Raw genomic sequence first — 17044 nt, 5'->3', positions numbered from 1 at the left:
ACGGGGATCGGACACCGTCCTCTCACCACGGTGCCGCGGGGCGTGGACAGGCCGGGACTGTCCCGGACGCCCGAAGATCTGGCGGGACACCGACACGGCGGAACAGCCTCCTTCCGGGCCCGAAATCCCGGCCCTCGAAGGAGGTTGTGATGACACAGCAGACCCTGCTCCCGCCCCAGCGGCAGACCACCGGGCAGCAGACATCGAAGAAGGAGCCCCGGTCCACGCCGGTGTCGCACCGCAGGCCGCGCACCCCCGGCCCGGGCAGGAGAAGGACCCACCGCCTCGCGGCGGGCGTGGCGGGGCTGGCCGTGGCGTTCGTGCTGTCGCTGCTGGCGGGCGTGCTGCTCGCCGTGCACGGTCCGTCGGGATCACCCACGGAGGCGGACGCGCCGCCGGTCGCGCTCCACCCGGAGACACCGGCCGCGCCGGAGCCCACGCCGGCGAAGCCCGCCGATCCGGCGAAGCCCGCCGAGAAGGGCACGCCAACAGCCAGGCCCGTGAAGGCCAAGAAGGTCGCGCTGCGGTCCGGTGACACGCTCTGGGAACTGGCCCGCACGCACGGCACGAGCGTGAAGGTGCTCCAGCGCCTCAACGACCTCGGCCCGTCCACGTTGATCTACGCCGGGCAGACGCTGGACGTGCCCGCCACGCCGAACTCCGCCGGCCCGGCGCGACAGCCGTCGGCGGCCGCGCCCGCAGCGAATCCCGCCGAGCCCGCCAAGACGGCCAAGTCCACCAAGCCCACCAAGCGGGTCCAGTCCGCGCCGAGCACCGTCATCGCCTACGCCCGGGCGCAGCTCGGCAAGCCCTACGTCTGGGGCGGCACCGGCCCCGGCGGCTTCGACTGTTCCGGCCTGGTGATGCGGGCCTGGGAAAAGGCCAGGGTGAAGCTGCCCCGCACCACCTGGAACCAGATCCATGCCGGCAGCGCCACCACCCGCGACCGCCTGGTGCCCGGCGACCTCGTCCTGTCGTACGGCGGCGGCCACGTCGGGCTGTACATCGGCAACGGACAGATCATCCACGCACCCAGGCCCGGCACCACCGTCACCACCGCCCCCCTGCCCGACCCCGGCGTTGTCACCGCCTACCGCCACATCCATCCGTGAACGAAGCAATACGGCAGTGCAGTTGACGCGACTGCCGCGACCTCGAGCGGCTGACCGCACCCCGTCCGCGCACGGCCGTACGACGATGGAGAACAGCCCTCATGCACATATCAATGACCTTTAAGCTTCCTTGGTACTCACGGGACAAGGGAGTGGTGATGGGACGGGGGCCGGATCCGGCAGCGGCGCACAACCCTGCGGAGTTCATGGAATTCATGCGGCAGTTACGCCGCTGGGCGGACCTGAGCTACCGGCAGCTGGAGCGCAACGCCACCGACGCCGGCGACGTCCTGCCGCGCGCGACCATCTCCGCCGCCCTCGCCCGCGACGAACTGCCCCGCGAGGAACTCCTGACCGCCTACGTGCGTGCCTGCGGCGGTGACGACGACACGGTGTCCGCCTGGCTGGAGGCCCGCCGACGCCTGGCCATGTCCGGCGCCGGAACACCACCGCCCGCCTCGGAGGACGTACCGCGGACCACTGCCCTCCCCGCGGACGACGCCGCCCCGCGGGAAGCACCGCAGGGCGGAGAGGAAGCCGCCGACGAGAAGCAGGCCCCGGACACCGGTGTCCGGGCCGACCCCGCCGACGACAGACCCGGCCCTCCGCACACTCAGTCGAACTGGCGACGGCAGGGCCCGTTGGTCGCGATAGCCGCCTGCACCGTCGCCGGAATACTGACCCTGGCTCTCTGGCCGGACGGCAACGGCTCCCGCGACGACCGCGCGGACAGTACGCCCTCGAGCACCCCGCCGCCCAGCACCGTGCCCAGCGGCGACGCCGAGGCCGAGCAGCCCAGTTCCTCGCCCACCGCGAGCCGTTCGGCCGCCGCCGATCCCGTGACTTCTCCTCTCGCCTCGCCGGTCGAGCACGAGGAGACGATCCCCAGCTCCAGCCGCCCCACCCCCACTCCCACACCCAGGCGGACGAGTGACTCCGCGCGGCTTCCCGCCGCCGGATGGACCAGCATCCACCCCGCCTCCGCGCCCTCCCGGTGCCTGACCGAGGGCCGCGAGCGCAACGGCCGCACCGACCGCGAAATAGCTGTCCAGGACTCCTGCGCCGACGCCCCCCTGCCGCGCGTCTACCTCGAGAAGGCGGGCGGTCAGACCTACCGCATCCAGTGGCACCACCCCGATCACGGCACCGGCTGCCTGGCCGTCGACGGTGGCTCCACCGCCTCCGGCGCCCTGCTCGCTCCGAGGGAGTGCGCGGGCAGCGACAGTCAGACGTTCCGCCTGGAAGCCACCGGCGGCGGCTTCCGGCTACGGCCGCTCCACAGCGGCCTGTGCATCGGTTTCCTCCCGCCGGTCGCCGACGGCGCCGAGGCCGTACAGACCGCGTGCACCGGCGCCTCCGCCCAGGTCTTCACCTTCACCGCAGCCTGAAGTACGGCTCGTGCCGACGGGCGGGTGTCTATTGGTCGGGGTGGACGGCCTGGACGCCGGTTCCCGCGTAGGCCTTGGGTGTGAGGGTGAGGAGGAAGCGTCCGGCGGGGTGGGTGGGGGAGGGGCGGGCGGCGTGGATGGCGTGGACGGCGGCCCAGGTGTGGCCGAAGCGGAGGAGTTCGGTGGCGGTGACTGCGGCGTCGGTGTCGAAGGCTTCGATGCGGATGAAGCGGAGTCCTTTGATGTAGCCGAGGAGTCCGGGGCGTTCGGCGTCGCCGGCCGTGAGGGTCAGTACTGGTGCGTAGAGCGTTCCGAGTCCTCCTGAGGCTTGGACGTAGAACGCCGAGACTGCTTCGTTGAAGGGGTCTTTCGGGTCGTAGAGGGCTGTTGCGGTGGTGTGGTCCAGGACGACGGCGATCGCTGCCACTATGCGGCTGCCTGCGGGTTGTGCTGTGCCTCGCCGAGGCGTTCCAGGAGGGCTCGGGCCTTCTTCTCGGCTTCGGGGCTGGGGGCGGTGCCGAGGGCGGAGGCGAGTTCGGCTCGGGCCAGTTCGGCGCGCTCGGCGTATTCGGCCTGGGTGGGGGTGCCCTGGGCGAGGTCCTCGACGAGGGCGCGGATGGTGGTGCCGTGCTCGGCCGCGAGGGTGGCCAGCCGGTCGCGTGCGGCCACGCTCACCTTGATGCTCGTCTCGTCTGCTGCCATGTCTCTACTGTACCGCGCTCCTCTACCCGTAGTAGAGACGCAAGGAAGGTTGAGGTGCATAACAGCAAAGAGCTGGACCCACTCCGGTGACGGGGCGAGCCGAGGTGGAAGCGCGTGACGGGAGGCCGTGGGGCCGCATTGTCCGTATCGGACCGGCACGTACGATTCGGTTCGACACGAGCCGGAACGATGGGGCAGCTGGACGGGGCGGGAGCTCTGGGGGGTCTGGCTACTTGCTGTTATTTGGAATCAGCGCGCATACTTCGTGTTCATGAGCGTCCCCGCCCACGGCACCACCGCCGTGAACCGGTTCCTGGACACCCTCCGCGCCCAGGCCACCCGGCGCCAGCGCCGCGCCCACCTCGAGGAGTACCTCACCTGGATCGCCGGGCAGCGCCAGTGCGACACCGGCAAGGTCACCACCGAAGACCTCCTCGACGAGGAGAACGCCCTCGCCTGGCTCGCCGCCGCCCAACGCGGCACCACCCGCCGCCGCCCCGGCCTGCACGGCCCCACCGCACCCGCCGCCACCAACTCCATGGCCGCACGCACCAGCTCCCTCAACACCTTCACCCGGTACTACGGACACCCCCTCGAACTACGCCCACCCGCTCCCCAGTTCGCCCAACGGCTCACACCCACCGAAGCCCACCGCACACTCCGGCTCCTCACCGGCTACCACCCCGCCGGCATACTCCAGGCAACCTGGGAACGCTCCGTCGCACTGATCGCCCTCGCCGTCTGCACCGGACACGGCATCAGCACCCTCCACCCCCTACGGCTCACCGACCTGGAACTCGAACGCTCCCTGCCCCGCGCCAAAGCCGCCGGCACCTGGTACCCACTCGACACCGTCTCCCGCAACGCCCTCACCCGCTGGAAAACCACCCACCACGCCCTCACCGCCGGACACCTCAAAGCCCTGCAAGGCGGACGAGTCGAAGAACTCTGGATCACCACCGCACCCGGCCGCCCCCGCAACGGACAACCCGCACTCCCCGCAGGCCTGCCCGCAGCCATACGCACCCTCGAAGCAGCCCACCGCAAACTCACCGCCACCGCCCTCGGCACACCCCTGCTCCTCGAACAGTTCTGCGCGATCGAGGACGACGACGAACCCGAGAACCCGGCCCCCCAGCCCGCCGGACAGGCCCCACTCCCCCCGACCACATGAAGCCGACGACACCTCCCGGGAAAACCGCCTCGCCTTCGCCCAGGACGTGAGTCAGAGGGGGTTCAGCGGAGTGATGCCGGTGCCCGCGTACGACTCGGGTTCCAGCGACAGCACCGTGACAGGCTCCCCAGCCTTGATCGCGTGCCAGGCGATCGCAGCCGCGTGGGCCACCGGCCAGTCCACGCTTCTCCAGTCCATCGCGTCCACGGAGTGCGCAGCGGTGAACGGAATGCTCTCGGCGAATCGCAACGACGCCGCGTGCTTGCCTGCCCCGGGAACCCGCCGCTCGGCGGCGAGGACGGACAGGGACGGGATGATGACACGGCCAGTGCCGCGTGAGGCCTCGATGTAGAGGCCGGTGAAAAACGGGTCGGCCCGGTACAGGGCGGCCAGAGCCGTGTGGTCCAGGACTGCCGTCAGGTTCACGCGGCGGCGCCGCCCTGATGGGCGCGGATCTTCGCCCAGGCGTCCTGGCCGGCCTGCTGGACCTGCTCCGTGTACTGGATGCCGAGCTCACGGGCCGCCTCGGCAGCGCGCTGCTCCCGTTCGGCTTCCGTGAGCTCGCGGGAAGCGAGCTCTTCCAGCAGCTCGGTGATGGTGGTGCCGCGCTCCTCGGCAAGGACACGCAGCCGGTCGCGCACTTCCTCGCTGGTCTTGATGCTCGTCGGCTTGCTCATACCGTCGATTCTACCGGCGGTAGAACCCCGCGATACGCCACCCGGGCCTCATACGGCGGGCTTCTTGAGGACCTCGATCAAGCTGGTCACACTGTCGTCGGCATGGCCGGCTGCCGTGCCTCGGTGGAAGATCTCCAGGACCGCCGCCGGCAACGAGGTGTCGACCCCGGCGCCCCTGGCGGTCCGCAGCACGTGGTCGACGCTCGCCACACCCATCGCGAGCCTCTCGATGTCGCCCGGGTGCTCACCCGCGTCGATCCGCCGCGTGTAGAAGGACAGGAAATCCGGCAGCCCGGCCAGCACGGAGGACGCGGACGGCAGGATCTCCTCCGCCGAGACGCCGTGGGCGTCCGCCAGCGCGAGGGCGTGCAGCCAGCCCAGCACCGTCGTCCAGAACAGGTCCATCCCGACCTGGTAGTACAACGCCGCCAGCCCCGGGTCCTCGCCCCGGTAGTCCGTGGCGGTGAGCACCTCCAGAGCCTCCCGGTGCGCGTCGAACACCTCCTTGGGCCCGCTGTAGAAGGTGGAGGAGCCGGGCTGCCCGATGCCCGGGGGCGAAGCCTGCACGCCTCCGGTGAGGTACTGGGCACCGTGTCCTGACGCCCACCGTGCGGCGCTGCGGGCGCTCTCGGGCGTGTCCGAGCCGAGATTGACGAGGACCCGGCCGGGCAGGGCCTCGACGGCCGGCTCGAGGACGGTGTACATCGCGTGGTGGTCCGTCAGGCTGAGGATCACCAGTTCGCTCGCGGTGAGCGCGTCGTGGACCGTGGCGGCCCGATGGGCTCCCGCGCCCACCAGCTCGTCCGCCTTGCCCGCGGTCCGGTTCCAGACGGTGACCCGGTAGCCCTTGCCGAGGAACGCGCTCGCCATCGCGCGTCCCATGGGCCCGAGCCCGATGACCGTTACGTCGTGCTTGCTCATGACACCCCCCTCACCCTCAGTACTTCGGTCAGGGCCGAGATGCTGTGGTCGCCGTGACCCGCCGCAGCCGCTCGCTCCACCAGGTCGTACAGGGGGGCGAGCCAGGCCACGTCGACGTTCGTCTCCTTGGCCAGTTCCGTGTCATGGGCCGCGCCCGCGAGGAAGAGGTTCACGGAGGAGGCGGGATCGGTGTAGTCACCGCGGTCGATTTCCGTGGCGTAGACGGGCAGCAGCGACTTGATCATGTCGAGCCACTTCCCGGCGAACCGCACCATGCTGCTCGCCTCCAGCCCACGGGCCTGAACGGCCGCGGCCCCCTGGAAGAAGCCGACGAGCGCGGGCAGCAGCATGGCGCCCACGGCCATCTCGTACAGGGCGGCGAGGTCGGTCTCGTCTCCGAGGTGGACGGTGTCGCCGCCCAGTACCTTCAGCGTCGTCCCGTACTGGTCGAACACCGTCCTGTCGCCGCTGTAGTACAACAGCGTGTCCGGCGCTCCCACGGCATCCGGCACGTTCTTGACGGCTCCGGCCAGGAACCGGGCGCCACGGCCGGTCGCCCAGGCATCCATGGCGCGGGCGCCGGCGGGCGAACCGCTGTTCAACGTGACGAGGGCACGCCCGGACAGCGCCGCCGCGGCCGGCTCCAGGGCGGAGCGGGTGTCGTCGAAGGTGGTCAGACAGGTGATGATCAGCGGGCTCGCCTCGACCGCGGCCTCCACCGTCCGGGCGTGGACGGCGCCCTTGGCCACCAGCGGTGCGGCCTTGGCCGGCGTGCGGTTCCACACCGTTGTCGGGTGCCCCACGTCGGCGAACGCGCCGGCGAGCGCCCGGCCCATCGACCCCAGCCCGACGACGGTCACGGGTGTGGGGGCGTCCCTGGTCATGCGTCACTCCAGTCAGCAGTCGGATGGTTGGAAGCCAAGCGATCGCGGATCGGCGCGTCATGCGCGGCTCCGACTGCATTCTGGAAGTCCCACATACATTTGATCAAGTACCTACAATTCTGTTCGGTACCCACACTTTTGTCAGTAGGAGTGCTGATGACCAAGCCCACCAAGCCCACCAAGCGGACCTATGTCTGCGGGCTCGACGCCGCCATCGCCGTCATGGGCGGTAAATGGAAGGGGCTGATCCTGTTTTCGCTCGGTGAGGAGGGGCCGCTGCGTTTCGGAGAGTTGAAGCGGGCAGTGCCCGGCATCAGCGAACGGATTCTGATCCTGCAACTCCGTGAGATGGAGGCCAGCGGCCTGGTGCACCGCGAGGTCTACCACCAGGTCCCGCCCAAGGTGGAGTACTCGCTGACCGATTTCGGCAGCTCCCTCAACACGGCACTCGCACCCCTCGGGGAATGGGGCGAGGAAAATATGGAGCGCATCGAGGCCATCCCCTAGCCATTCCTCCATTCCCCATGGGAGACGCATCGTCAAGAAGCCGGAAACTCAGCGTCAAAGCACTCCCTCGCTCCAGACCTACGCTGAGGACACAACGCTTCTTGGCAGAGCATCTTGGGGTGGGGGATCTCTTGAACAGATGGCTTCGTGCGTCCGTGGTCGGTGCCGCTTCCTTGATGTTCGGAGGAATTGCCTTCGCGGGCACCGCGCACGCGGCGACGAACGGCTTCTTCACCACCAGCGGCGTCGCCATCCGGACGTGCTCGTACGTCTCCTGCACGGCGGTGGGTCAGGGGCAGAGACTCCAGACCTTCCGCGTGGACTGCTGGGCGTACGGGACGAACGTGGACGGGATCAACGTGTGGGTGCGTGGCCGCAACGCCGAGACCGGTGTCTACGGCTATTCCTCCGCCCGGTACGTGCAGTCCGCCGGAAACGGTACGCCGGGACCCGGGGACAGATGGCGGTACTACGTCCCGCGCTGCTGACCGGCGGACCGACAGATTCGTACACCGAAGGGGAGAGACAGATGCGCAAGTTGCACGGCACGCTGGCGGTGGTCGCGGCGTTGCTTCTCACCGGCGGAACGGCCGTTGCCGCCGACGCGAACGGCGACCGGGGTTCCCTGGCGAAGTACAACGGTCGCACCATCGACCTCGCCGAGGGATGGCAGGGTGCCACCATCTGCGTCGAACAGACCGACGCCGGCTTCCGTTGCTACGACGACGAAGCCGCTTACCGAGCGGCGGAGCAGCCCGACGGCTCGGCCGCGGGGATCGGCACGCTCGCCGACACCGATTGCCCGCCCGGGTATTTCTGCCTGTGGGACGACAGGAAGTATTCGTCCCAGTCACGGCGTGTGCAGTACAGGACGCTGGGCTCGCACAACCTGGCGAACGTGGACTTCGAGAACCGCGCCAACAGCGTCTACAACCGTCGTGCGGGGTGGACCGTCGCCTACGACGACACGTGCAGCAGCGAATATCTCTGGGTCGAGACGATGATCCCGGAACTCAGCCTGCGGAACCGCCAGCACTGCAGCGGAAGCTGGAACAACAAGATCGACCGCGTCACTCTGCGCGCATAGGACCCCGTCAGAGGCGGAACATCTCGGCGAAGCGGGTGAGCAGGGGTTCGGGGCCCTTGATGTCGATGCTGCCGGTGGCGAGGGCCTCGGCGGGGGTCAGGGTGCCGCGCATGAGGTCGAGGACGGGGTGGCCGGACCGGGTCTCGACGACCAGGTCCGGTTCCGGGTGGGGGCCGTGGGCGACGGTGAGGCGGTCGCCGTCGACGGACAGGGCGAAGGTCGCGTCGGACATGCGCACCTCGTAGCCGAGGGTCGCTCCCGCGGCGGCCTCGGGGCGGAAGGCCGTGTGGAAGGACAGGGCGCGGCTTTCCGTGGTGGTGATCTCGCCGGGGCGGGGCTCGGTCATGGTCCGGGCGCCCCAGCGGCCGAGGGCGGTCACGGCCGGCTGGAGTTCGTGGCCGTGGTCGGTGAGTTCGTAGACGACACCGCGGTCGGGGTGGGGCAGGGCGCGGCGGACGGCGACGCCGTGGGCCTCGAGCTGCTTGAGACGTGCCGCGAGGATGTTGGTGGGGATGTTCGGCAGGCCGTTGCGCAGGTCGGTGTAGCGCTTGGGGCCGAGCAGGAGGTCCCGGACGATCAGCAGGGTCCAGCGCTCACCGACGACCTCCATCGCGCGGGCGAGGCCGCAGAACTGGCCGTACTCCTTCACCGTCATGGTTCACATTCTAGTTCCCGCGCCATTGGGCGAACAGAGCTTGCGATTTACAAGTAGACTTCAGTCTGCTTAGTTGGTTCCAGTGGCACGACTGGCACGATCGGCAGAGGAAGCGGGAGAAGACCATGTCCTTTCAGGCATACCTGGACAAGATCGAGGACAAGACGGGCCTGACGCCCCGGCAGTTCATCGCGCTCGCGCAGGAGCGCGGCTACGACAGCGCGGACACCAAGGCCGGCACCATCCTGGAGTGGCTCAAGCAGGACTACGACCTGGGCCGCGGCCACGGGATGGCGCTCGTGCACGTCATCAAGAACGGCGCGAAGATCTCCACCAAGCACGTCGGCTCGGACGGCACCCACCGGGACGAGTCGGACACGCTCTGGCTCGACGGCAAGGCGAACCGTCCCTGAGCCGGGCGCGGGGCCCTTCCGGCAGGTCGGTGCCCGCGGCCCGAGGACGTCCACGAGAAGACCGCCGCTCTCCACCGGGAGCGGCGGTCTTCTCACGTCCGGCCGGCTCCCCTCAGCCGGCGGTCGGCCGTCGTCGGGCGGCGGCCGTCAGGAGGGCCGCGACGACGACGCCGAGGATCGCCAGGGCCGTACCGGCCCACATGGCCTCGGCGTAGCGCAGCGTCGTTCCCGTCGCCGGGTAGAGGAAGGCGCCCACCACGGCGATCCCGGCGGCGGCGCCCAGCTGCTGAGCGGTGCTGAGGACGCCCGAGCCGGCGCCGGCGTCCCGGGGCGGCACCTGGGAGAGGACGACCCCGGTGAGCAGCGGGACGATCATGCCGTTGCCGAGCCCGTACACCGCGAAGCCGGCCATCAGCGGCAGGACGGCGGCGTCCGGCGCGCCCAGGCCGACGGTCGCGAGCGCCCCGGCGAGACCGGCCGCGGTCAGGGCGGCGGCGACGACGAGCACCCGGATGCCGTAGCGCTTCTGGAGGGCGGGGCTGACGCGTGATCCCACGGCGATGGCGACGGCCGCCGGGGTGAAGACGAGGCCCGCGGCGGCCGGGCTCAGGTGCGACTCGTCCTGGAGGTAGAGGCCGAGCATGACGGCGAACGGCACGCTCGACATGTACAGCAGGAAGTTCAGCAGGACGCCCAGGCTGAATGTCCGGCTGTGAAAGAACCGGACGGGGAGCAGCACGGTGTGGTTTTTCGTGGCGCGCCGCGTCTGGTGTCCGACGAAGACGGTGAGGAGCAGAGCGGCGGCACCGAGGAGGACCGGGCCGAGGGGCAGGAAACCCCATTCCTGCAAGGCCGCGAGAGGCAGCAGAAGCAGGGCGAAACCGGTGGCGCTCAGGGCGATGCCGACGCCGTCGATTCCCTCTCCGGTGCGCGGTGTCCGGTCGGCCGGCGTGGTCCGGGCAATGGCGATGCAGGCGAATGCGCACAGGGGTACCGCGACGAGGAAGACGGGACGCCATCCCAGGTCCAGAAGATTCCAGGAGGGAATCGCGCCGCCGAGTATCTGTCCGCAGACCATGCCCAGGCTCATGGAGACGCCGTACCAGGACAGGGCCTTGGCGCGCTCGGCGGGCGGGAACTGGACCCGGATGAGTGCCAGCACCTGGGGCTGGAGCACGGCCGCGGAGGCGCCCTGGGCGAGGCGCGCGGCGATGAGGACCGCCGGTGACCAGGCCAGCGCGCACGCCAGCGAGGTGAGGGTGAACATCACGAGGCCGAGGCGGTACATGCGGCGGCGGCCGAAGAGGTCGCCGAGCCGTCCGCCGGTGATCAGGCCCAGCCCGTAGACCAGTCCGTAGCCGCCGACGACGGCCTGGAACTCGAAGGGCGACAGCGTGAACGACTGGTTGATCGAGGGCGCCGCGAGGTTGACGCAGAACTGGTCGAACAGGGAGAGGAAGGGGCCGATGGCCAGCACGGCGAGTGCCTGCCACCGGCGGGGGTTCAGCGGTGCCTCGTCCGCCTCCGCGGGCGGGGCGGGGGCGCCGGTCGGAGTCGGTGCGCGTCCGGTGGTGCGGGGGGCGAGAACCGTACGGCCCGGTTTCACGAGACTTTTCTCCTAACGCGGCCGGCCATGGCTGCCGATTCGAGGAGCGGGACGGATCGGCGGTTCATCCAATCCACCGCATGCGGCGGTCACAAGCGGACTTGGCGAAGTCTCCCCGGCGGGCGTTGTTCGCGGCAGCTTGCGCAACTCCGCATGGACAGCGTCGGGCCGGCGCCAACATTCTTCCCGTGGCGGCATCCCCCTTTCAGGAAGGCTGTGCCATGGAAAGCCATCGCTCGGCGTCCCTCCTTTTCGGGGAGAAGGATCGGCAGGAAGAAGCCCGCTCGCTGTTGCTGCGCGTTCTCGACGGCTCCGTGCGTTCCGATCCGTATCCGGTGTTCGACCGGATACGTGAGGCCGGGCCTTTGTGGTGGGACGGGTCGACCGTCGTCTTTTCCTCGTACCGCCATTGCTCGGCCGTGCTGCGGGCTCCGGAAGCCGTCTCCCGGCGGGCCGACGCGTGTCCCGCCGGGCACGGCGGCGGGCCGGAGGCGCTGGCCGTCGCCGTCGCGGGCTCGGCGGAACACGTACGGCTGCGCCGGCTGGTGGCGCGGCTGCTCACGCCGGAGCGGATGCGCGCCCTCGTGCCCTTCGTGCGCGGTCTCGTGGACGACCTCCTCGACGGGGTGGCGGCGCGCGGGCGGCTCGAAGTGGTCACGGACCTGGCGTATCCGCTGCCGGCGGCCGTGCTCTGCCGACTGCTGGGCCTGCCGCAGGAGGACGCGTCCTGGCTGCACCGGCAGGCGCTGCTGCTCTCTCCCGCGCTGGACCCGCATCCGTTGCTGACCGGTGCCGCCCCGCCGGGGGGCGAGGCCCGCCGCCGGGCGGAGGAGGAACTGGCCGCCTATCTCGACGACCTGGTGCGGTCGCGTGCCGCGCGGAGCGGCGAGGAGCCGCTGTGGGCGCCGGAGGACGCGGACGGGCCGCCCTCGGCGGCGCAGCTCGCCGCCGCGTGCCGGGCCCTGCTCGTCGCGGGGCACGAGACGAGCGTCGACCTGGTCTCGGGCGGCGTCCTGGCGCTACTGCGGGCCCCGCACGTGCGGGAGGCGGTACGGCGGGACGCGCGGTACGCGAGCCAGGTGGTCGAGGAGGTCCTGCGCCTGGATCCGCCGGTGCAGCTGCTGCACCGTCACGCCGTCGCCGATCTCGACGTCTGCGGCACGCGGGTGCCCGCCGGGACCACCCTGCTGCTCCTGCTGGCCGCGGCGCACCGGGATCCCGAGGTGTGGGACAGCCCCGAGGTCTTCTCCCCGGACGGGGCCGGGGCGCCGCACGCCGCCTTCGGGCTGGGGCCGCACGCGTGTCCGGGTGAACCGGTGGCCCGGCTGATCGCCGAAACGGTTCTCACCCGGTTCGCCCAGCGGGTCACCGGTGCCCGCTTCGCCACCGGCACCCCGTCCTACCGACCGAACGTCACCCTGCGCGGCCTGCGGGCGCTGTGGGTCGATTCCGACGGCTTCGGCGACCGCGGTCTGCCGTGGCCGCCCGCGTGACGCACCCGCCGCTTCGCTTCGCAGCGCTCACCCATGGGAGCAAACTCGTGACAGTCCTTCACACCGTTCCACGCACGCTGACGCTGGACTGCGTGTTCGACAGGCCCGCCGGCGAGGACCGGGACGTCCTGGCCGGACGGCACGTCCTGGCCCGCATCGTGTACGGGCACCACGGCGAGCGGCCGACGCTGTACCGGGGTTCCCCGCGGCTCGACGTCCACATGACGGCCGCGGACGACGTCCCGTTCACGGAGGCCTGGGTCACCGACCGTCCCGTGCGCTCCGGGCTCCAGGACAACCTGGTCTACGCGGAGGACGGCGAGCACTTCTTCTGCGCGGTGCGCGTGGAGGAGAGCGGCGTGTACCGCGAGGCGGTGCGCGACGCCTACGGCGCCGCGTTCCGGATGGCCTGGCAGCAGGGGTACACCGATCTGTTCCGCATGTGGAACCTGGTCGGCGACATCACGGGCGACAACGCCGAGGGCACCGAGATCTACCAGGACTTCTGCGCCGGCCGGGCCCTGGCCTTCGACGAGTGGTCCGGGCGCTTCGAGGGGATACCCGCGGCGACCGGCATCGGTTCCCTGGGCACGGGCATCGACCTGTACTTCCTGGCCTGCCGCCCCGGACGCACGACCCATCTGGAGAACCCGCGGCAGACTCCGGCCAACCGTTACCCCGACCGGTACGGGACCCTGTCGCCGAGTTTCGCGCGCGGCACCCATCTGGCGTCCGAGGGGTACGGAACGGGCGCCCTGTACGTGTCGGGCACGGCCAGCATCCTCGGGGACGACACCGTGCACCCGGGCGACATCGAGCGACAGCTGGACGTCACGCTGGCCAACATCGAGACGCTGGTGAGCGGGGAGAACCTGCGTCAGCACGCCGTCGACGCCGGGTACGGGCTGACGGAGCTGGACCACGTCAAGGTCTACGTCCGTGACGCGGCACATCTGCCGACGGTGCGGGCCCGGTGCGCCGAGGTCTTCTCCGGCGCGGCGGACGTGGTGTTCCTGAACGTCGGTATCTGCCGGCCGGACCTGCTCGTCGAGATCGAGGGGATCTGCCGATGACCACCGCCCCGCCGCGACCCGCCGGCGCCACGACCGCCCCCGTCTCCGTTGTCCACACCCGCAGCGGCAACCTGGTCGAGCTGCTGGAGGAGTCCGCACGCGCGCACGGCCGGCTGGACCGTACCGCCTACCTCGACGAGGACGGCGAGCACTCCTTCCGCTCGGTGTACGAGGGGGCGGCGCGGGCCGCCGCGGCGTTCACGGCGCACGGACTGGGCCCCGGCTCACGCATCCTCATCGCGCTGCCCGACGGCATCGACTTCGTACGGGCCTTCCTGGGCGCCATGCGCATCGGTGCCGTGGCGATCCCCGTCAACTCGATGTTCCACCCGGACGAGATGGCGCGGGCGGGGCGCATCGCCGAGCCGGCGGCCGTGGTGGCCTCGCCGGAGTTCGACGGGCTGTTCACGGCGCCGGTGCTGACGGCGGACCGGCTGACGCGGGAGGGCGGCGCGGTGCCGCCGTACGCGGACTGCGCGCCGGACACACCGGCGTTCGCCGCGTTCACGTCGGGCACGACCGGCGGCCCCAAGCTCTGCTTCCACACGCACGCGGACGCGGAGGTCCTCGACCGTGCGGCCGGCGAGGCGATCGGGGTGACCGAGGACGACGTCTGCTACTCGGTGCCGCGGATGAACTTCGCCTACGGACTGGGCAATTCGCTGTTCTTCCCGCTGCTGCGGGGTGCCGCCACCGTGCTCACCGGCCGGCGGCTTGCCCCGGCCGACTGTCTCGCCCTCATCGCCCGGCACGGCGTGAGCGTCTACTACAGCCAGCCCACCTTCTTCGCGCACATGCTCGCCCACCCCGACGCGGAGGGTGTCCTCGGCCGCCTGCGCGTGGCGGTCGTCGCCGGGGAGGTACTGCCCCAGGCGCTGGAGCGGCGGCTGCGCGGCATCATGGGCGAGCGCCTGCTCAACGTGTACGGAACGACCGAGATCGGGCACGCCCTGCTGGCCAACGGGGCAGGTTCGTACCGGGAGTTCACCCTCGGCAGGGTGCTGGCGCCCTACCGGCTGCGCGTCGTCGACGAACAGGGACGCCCGGTGCCCGCCGGCACCGAGGGCCGCCTCGAGCTGGCCGGGCCCACCATCGGTCCCGGGGTCGCCCGGGGCGGCGACACCCCCCTGCGGACGGCGCCGGAGGAATGGTACGCCACCAGCGACGCGGCGACGGTCGACGCCGACGGGTTCGTGCGGGTGCACGGGCGCCTCGACGACGTCGAGATCGTCGGCGGCATCAACGTGCACCCCACCGAGATCGAGGACCGGCTCATGGAGCACCCGGCCGTGAAGGAGGCGGCGGTGTGCGCGGTGCGGCGCGACGACGGCGTCTCGGTGCTGCGTGCCTACGCCGTCCTCCAGTCCGGGTACGACGACACCGCACAGGAGGTGCGGCAGGCCCTGCTCGCCACCTGCCGCACGGCGCTGACCTGGTACAAGGTCCCCGAGGACATCGTCTTCGTGGCCTCCCTGCCCCGTAACCACGTCGGCAAGCTGCTGCGCCGCGCCCTGCGCGCGCAGGCCGCCGACGGTTCGATCCGGCCCTGATCCCTGCCGCACCTCCCCGCCCCGCCCCCGCCTGCCCGCCGGTTCCTCACCCGAGGCCGGCCCCGTCCACCTGGAGTGAGAGCGTTGACAACAGCCGACACGACCACCACCACGGTCACCTTCGACGGTGAGAGCCTCACCACCGACGCGGTCAGCCGTGTCGCCGAACAGGGAACGCCGGTGGGGGTGTGCCCCGGTGCCGTCGCCAAGGCGCTCAAGAGCCGCGCGATGCTCGAGGACCTGGCGGAGCAGAACATCCCCATCTACGGCGTGACCACGGGTTACGGCGAGATGATCTACATGCAGATCGACAAGTCGAAGGAGGTCGAACTCCAGACGAACCTGGTGCGCAGCCACAGCGCCGGGGTGGGGCCGCTGTTCGCCGAGGACGAGGCCCGGGCCATCATGGCGGCCCGTCTGAACACGCTCGCCAAGGGGCACTCCGCGGTCCGTCCGGAGATCCTGGACCGCCTGGCGCTGTATCTGAACGAGGGGATCATCCCGGCGATACCGGAGATCGGTTCGCTCGGCGCCAGCGGTGACCTGGTGCCGCTCTCGCACCTCGCCGGCACGCTCATCGGCGAGGGCCAGGTGCTGCGCGACGGCAAGCGGCGGGAGACGGGGAAGGTGCTGCGCGAGCTGGGCATCACCCCGCTGCAACTGCGCTTCAAGGAGGGCCTGGCGCTGATCAACGGGACCTCCGCCATGACGGGTCTCGGCTCCCTCGTCGTGGAGCGGGCGTTCACCCAGGTCCGCCAGGTGGAGATGGTCTCGGGCCTGCTCAACGACGTACTGCGCGGGTCCACGAGTCCGTTCCTGGCCGAGGGCCACGACGTCGCCCGGCCGCACCCGGGACAGATCGACTCGGCGGCCAACATGCGGACCCTGCTCGCGGGCAGCCGTCTGGCCCTGGACCACGCGGACCTGCGCCGCGAACTGGAGAAGGCCAGGGAGGGCGGTGGTGACGTCCAGCGCACCGACGTGTACCTCCAGAAGGCGTACACCCTGCGTGCCGTGCCGCAGATCCTCGGCGCGGTGCGGGACACCCTCGGGCACGCGCGGGAGCGGCTGGAGACCGAGCTCAACTCCGCCAACGACAACCCCCTGTTCTTCGAGGGCGAGGAGATCTTCCACGGGGCGAACTTCCACGGCCAGCCCATCGCGTTCGTCATGGACTTCACCACGATCGCGCTCACCCAGCTCGGTGTGCTCGCCGAGCGGCAGGTCAACCGACTGCTCAACCGGCACCTCAGCTACGGTCTGCCCGAGTTCCTCGTCGCCGCCGACCCGGGCCTGCACTGCGGTTTCGCCGGCGCGAACTACCCGGCGACGGCCCTGGTGGCGGAGAACCGGACCATCGGCCCCGCCAGCACGCAGAGCGTGCCGTCCAACGGCGACAACCAGGACGTCGTCAGCATGGGCCTGATCGCGGCCCGCAACGCCCGCCGGGTGATGCAGAACAACAACCGCATCCTCGCGGTGGAGTTCCTCGCCGCCGCCCAGGCCGTGGACGTCTCCCGGCGGTACGACGACCTGAGTCCGGCGAGCCGGGCCACGTACGACGCGGTGCGGTCCCTGGTGCCCACCCTGGGCGTGGACCGCTACATGGCCGACGACATCGAGCTGATCGCCGCGGCGCTGTCGCGGGGCGAGTTCCTGCGGTCCCTGGCCCAGGAGGGAATCGCGCTGCGCTGACCCGACGTACGGCGGTGGGGGGGGGGGGGGGGGGGGGGGGGGGGGGGGGGGGGGGGGGGGGGGGGGGGAGGGGGTGGGGGGGGGGGGGGGGGAGAGGAGGAAGAAAA

At 70.9% G+C, this 17044-nt stretch carries 19 protein-coding genes; 11 read left to right on the top strand and 8 right to left on the bottom strand.

All coding sequences use genetic code 11. The features are described 5' to 3' along the window. Nucleotides 1–149 precede the first annotated feature (149 nt). Together ACZ470_RS24475 and ACZ470_RS24470 are read left to right on the top strand one after the other, a co-directional pair. Nucleotides 150–1112 carry a C40 family peptidase gene (locus ACZ470_RS24475; RefSeq protein ID WP_468430398.1) on the top strand — a complete coding sequence of 321 codons (963 nt, stop codon included), beginning with the start codon at nt 150–152 and terminating at the stop codon, nt 1110–1112. A 215-nt stretch (nt 1113–1327) separates the two neighbouring features. After that, nucleotides 1328–2500 carry an RICIN domain-containing protein gene (locus tag ACZ470_RS24470; RefSeq protein WP_468430396.1) on the top strand — a complete coding sequence of 391 codons (1173 nt, stop codon included), beginning with the start codon at nt 1328–1330 and terminating at the stop codon, nt 2498–2500. Nucleotides 2501–2528: 28 nt separating this feature from the next. Here the strand turns inward: ACZ470_RS24470 and ACZ470_RS24465 are convergent, their stop codons facing one another. Together ACZ470_RS24465 and ACZ470_RS24460 are read right to left on the bottom strand one after the other, a co-directional pair. Then, entirely contained in the window at nt 2529–2927 is a 399-nt protein-coding gene (locus ACZ470_RS24465) for a PIN domain-containing protein (protein ID WP_468430394.1), read from the bottom strand. Next, nucleotides 2927–3202: a hypothetical protein gene (locus ACZ470_RS24460; protein ID WP_468430392.1), complete on the bottom strand. Its 276-nt coding sequence runs from the start codon at nt 3200–3202 to the stop codon at nt 2927–2929. Before ACZ470_RS24460 ends, ACZ470_RS24465 begins: the two co-directional genes overlap by 1 nt. A gap of 271 nt (nt 3203–3473) precedes the next feature. Here ACZ470_RS24460 and ACZ470_RS24455 point away from each other — a divergent pair, with 271 nt between their 5' ends. Continuing rightward, nucleotides 3474–4376: a hypothetical protein gene (locus ACZ470_RS24455; protein WP_468430390.1), complete on the top strand. Its 903-nt coding sequence runs from the start codon at nt 3474–3476 to the stop codon at nt 4374–4376. 51 nt (nt 4377–4427) lie between these two features. On the opposite strand, the gene ACZ470_RS24450 is transcribed toward ACZ470_RS24455, so the two are convergent. From ACZ470_RS24450 to ACZ470_RS24435, 4 genes are read right to left on the bottom strand one after another with little or no spacing between them, the layout of a single operon-like run. Next, nucleotides 4428–4802, bottom strand: a complete 375-nt coding sequence (locus ACZ470_RS24450) for a PIN domain-containing protein (RefSeq protein WP_468430388.1) — start codon at nt 4800–4802, stop codon at nt 4428–4430. Continuing rightward, nucleotides 4799–5053, bottom strand: a complete 255-nt coding sequence (locus ACZ470_RS24445) for a hypothetical protein (RefSeq protein ID WP_030834432.1) — start codon at nt 5051–5053, stop codon at nt 4799–4801. The genes ACZ470_RS24450 and ACZ470_RS24445 overlap by 4 nt, the downstream gene beginning before the upstream one ends. Nucleotides 5054–5101: 48 nt before the next feature. Then, on the bottom strand, nt 5102–5974 hold the full coding sequence (locus ACZ470_RS24440; protein ID WP_468430386.1) for an NAD(P)-dependent oxidoreductase: 873 nt from the start codon (nt 5972–5974) through the stop codon (nt 5102–5104). Further along, nucleotides 5971–6858, bottom strand: a complete 888-nt coding sequence (locus ACZ470_RS24435; protein WP_468430384.1) for an NAD(P)-dependent oxidoreductase — start codon at nt 6856–6858, stop codon at nt 5971–5973. Before ACZ470_RS24435 ends, ACZ470_RS24440 begins: the two co-directional genes overlap by 4 nt. A gap of 156 nt (nt 6859–7014) precedes the next feature. Between ACZ470_RS24435 and ACZ470_RS24430 the strand changes: the two genes are divergently transcribed. From ACZ470_RS24430 to ACZ470_RS24420, 3 genes are all read left to right on the top strand, one after another. Beyond that, nucleotides 7015–7365, top strand: a complete 351-nt coding sequence (locus tag ACZ470_RS24430) for a winged helix-turn-helix transcriptional regulator (RefSeq protein ID WP_468430382.1) — start codon at nt 7015–7017, stop codon at nt 7363–7365. A gap of 176 nt (nt 7366–7541) precedes the next feature. Next, nucleotides 7542–7853 carry a hypothetical protein gene (locus ACZ470_RS24425; RefSeq protein WP_468430380.1) on the top strand — a complete coding sequence of 104 codons (312 nt, stop codon included), beginning with the start codon at nt 7542–7544 and terminating at the stop codon, nt 7851–7853. 41 nt (nt 7854–7894) lie between these two features. Further along, nucleotides 7895–8452 carry a peptidase inhibitor family I36 protein gene (locus ACZ470_RS24420; protein WP_468430378.1) on the top strand — a complete coding sequence of 186 codons (558 nt, stop codon included), beginning with the start codon at nt 7895–7897 and terminating at the stop codon, nt 8450–8452. A gap of 7 nt (nt 8453–8459) precedes the next feature. On the opposite strand, the gene ACZ470_RS24415 is transcribed toward ACZ470_RS24420, so the two are convergent. After that, nucleotides 8460–9107, bottom strand: coding sequence for a winged helix-turn-helix transcriptional regulator (locus ACZ470_RS24415; RefSeq protein ID WP_468430377.1), 648 nt, complete (start codon nt 9105–9107; stop codon nt 8460–8462). A gap of 125 nt (nt 9108–9232) precedes the next feature. Here ACZ470_RS24415 and ACZ470_RS24410 point away from each other — a divergent pair, with 125 nt between their 5' ends. Then, nucleotides 9233–9520 (top strand): DUF4287 domain-containing protein, encoded by a 288-nt coding sequence (locus tag ACZ470_RS24410; RefSeq protein WP_468430375.1) that lies wholly within the window; start codon nt 9233–9235, stop codon nt 9518–9520. A 112-nt stretch (nt 9521–9632) separates the two neighbouring features. Here the strand turns inward: ACZ470_RS24410 and ACZ470_RS24405 are convergent, their stop codons facing one another. Next, nucleotides 9633–11126, bottom strand: coding sequence for an MFS transporter (locus ACZ470_RS24405; RefSeq protein ID WP_468430373.1), 1494 nt, complete (start codon nt 11124–11126; stop codon nt 9633–9635). Nucleotides 11127–11347: 221 nt separating this feature from the next. On the opposite strand from ACZ470_RS24405, the gene ACZ470_RS24400 reads away from it, so the two are divergent. The 4 genes from ACZ470_RS24400 to cmdF all read left to right on the top strand — a co-directional run bounded on the left by ACZ470_RS24400 (nt 11348) and on the right by cmdF (nt 16937). Next, nucleotides 11348–12619, top strand: coding sequence for a cytochrome P450 (locus tag ACZ470_RS24400; protein WP_468430372.1), 1272 nt, complete (start codon nt 11348–11350; stop codon nt 12617–12619). Nucleotides 12620–12666: 47 nt separating this feature from the next. Then, nucleotides 12667–13692, top strand: coding sequence for an FkbO/Hyg5 family chorismatase (locus tag ACZ470_RS24395; protein ID WP_468430370.1), 1026 nt, complete (start codon nt 12667–12669; stop codon nt 13690–13692). After that, nucleotides 13689–15242 carry a class I adenylate-forming enzyme family protein gene (locus tag ACZ470_RS24390; RefSeq protein ID WP_468430369.1) on the top strand — a complete coding sequence of 518 codons (1554 nt, stop codon included), beginning with the start codon at nt 13689–13691 and terminating at the stop codon, nt 15240–15242. The genes ACZ470_RS24395 and ACZ470_RS24390 overlap by 4 nt, the downstream gene beginning before the upstream one ends. Nucleotides 15243–15326: 84 nt before the next feature. Next, nucleotides 15327–16937 carry a tyrosine 2,3-aminomutase gene (cmdF, locus tag ACZ470_RS24385; protein WP_468430367.1) on the top strand — a complete coding sequence of 537 codons (1611 nt, stop codon included), beginning with the start codon at nt 15327–15329 and terminating at the stop codon, nt 16935–16937. Nucleotides 16938–17044: the final 107 nt, after the last annotated feature.

The sequence above is a fragment of the Streptomyces sp. NPDC031111 genome (assembly GCF_055570675.1).
Note: the sequence above shows the minus strand (reverse complement) of the source record. Positions and strands in the feature narration are given on the sequence as shown.

Coding starts and splice junctions, on each gene's coding strand:
- ACZ470_RS24475 (WP_468430398.1), top strand. CDS start 150: ATGACACAGCAGACCCTGCTCCCGCCCCAGCGGCAGACCACCGGGCAG.
- ACZ470_RS24470 (WP_468430396.1), top strand. CDS start 1,328: ATGCGGCAGTTACGCCGCTGGGCGGACCTGAGCTACCGGCAGCTGGAG.
- ACZ470_RS24460 (WP_468430392.1), bottom strand. CDS start 3,202: ATGGCAGCAGACGAGACGAGCATCAAGGTGAGCGTGGCCGCACGCGAC.
- ACZ470_RS24455 (WP_468430390.1), top strand. CDS start 3,474: ATGAGCGTCCCCGCCCACGGCACCACCGCCGTGAACCGGTTCCTGGAC.
- ACZ470_RS24445 (WP_030834432.1), bottom strand. CDS start 5,053: ATGAGCAAGCCGACGAGCATCAAGACCAGCGAGGAAGTGCGCGACCGG.
- ACZ470_RS24440 (WP_468430386.1), bottom strand. CDS start 5,974: ATGAGCAAGCACGACGTAACGGTCATCGGGCTCGGGCCCATGGGACGC.
- ACZ470_RS24435 (WP_468430384.1), bottom strand. CDS start 6,858: ATGACCAGGGACGCCCCCACACCCGTGACCGTCGTCGGGCTGGGGTCG.
- ACZ470_RS24430 (WP_468430382.1), top strand. CDS start 7,015: ATGACCAAGCCCACCAAGCCCACCAAGCGGACCTATGTCTGCGGGCTC.
- ACZ470_RS24425 (WP_468430380.1), top strand. CDS start 7,542: ATGTTCGGAGGAATTGCCTTCGCGGGCACCGCGCACGCGGCGACGAAC.
- ACZ470_RS24420 (WP_468430378.1), top strand. CDS start 7,895: ATGCGCAAGTTGCACGGCACGCTGGCGGTGGTCGCGGCGTTGCTTCTC.
- ACZ470_RS24415 (WP_468430377.1), bottom strand. CDS start 9,107: ATGACGGTGAAGGAGTACGGCCAGTTCTGCGGCCTCGCCCGCGCGATG.
- ACZ470_RS24410 (WP_468430375.1), top strand. CDS start 9,233: ATGTCCTTTCAGGCATACCTGGACAAGATCGAGGACAAGACGGGCCTG.
- ACZ470_RS24400 (WP_468430372.1), top strand. CDS start 11,348: ATGGAAAGCCATCGCTCGGCGTCCCTCCTTTTCGGGGAGAAGGATCGG.
- ACZ470_RS24390 (WP_468430369.1), top strand. CDS start 13,689: ATGACCACCGCCCCGCCGCGACCCGCCGGCGCCACGACCGCCCCCGTC.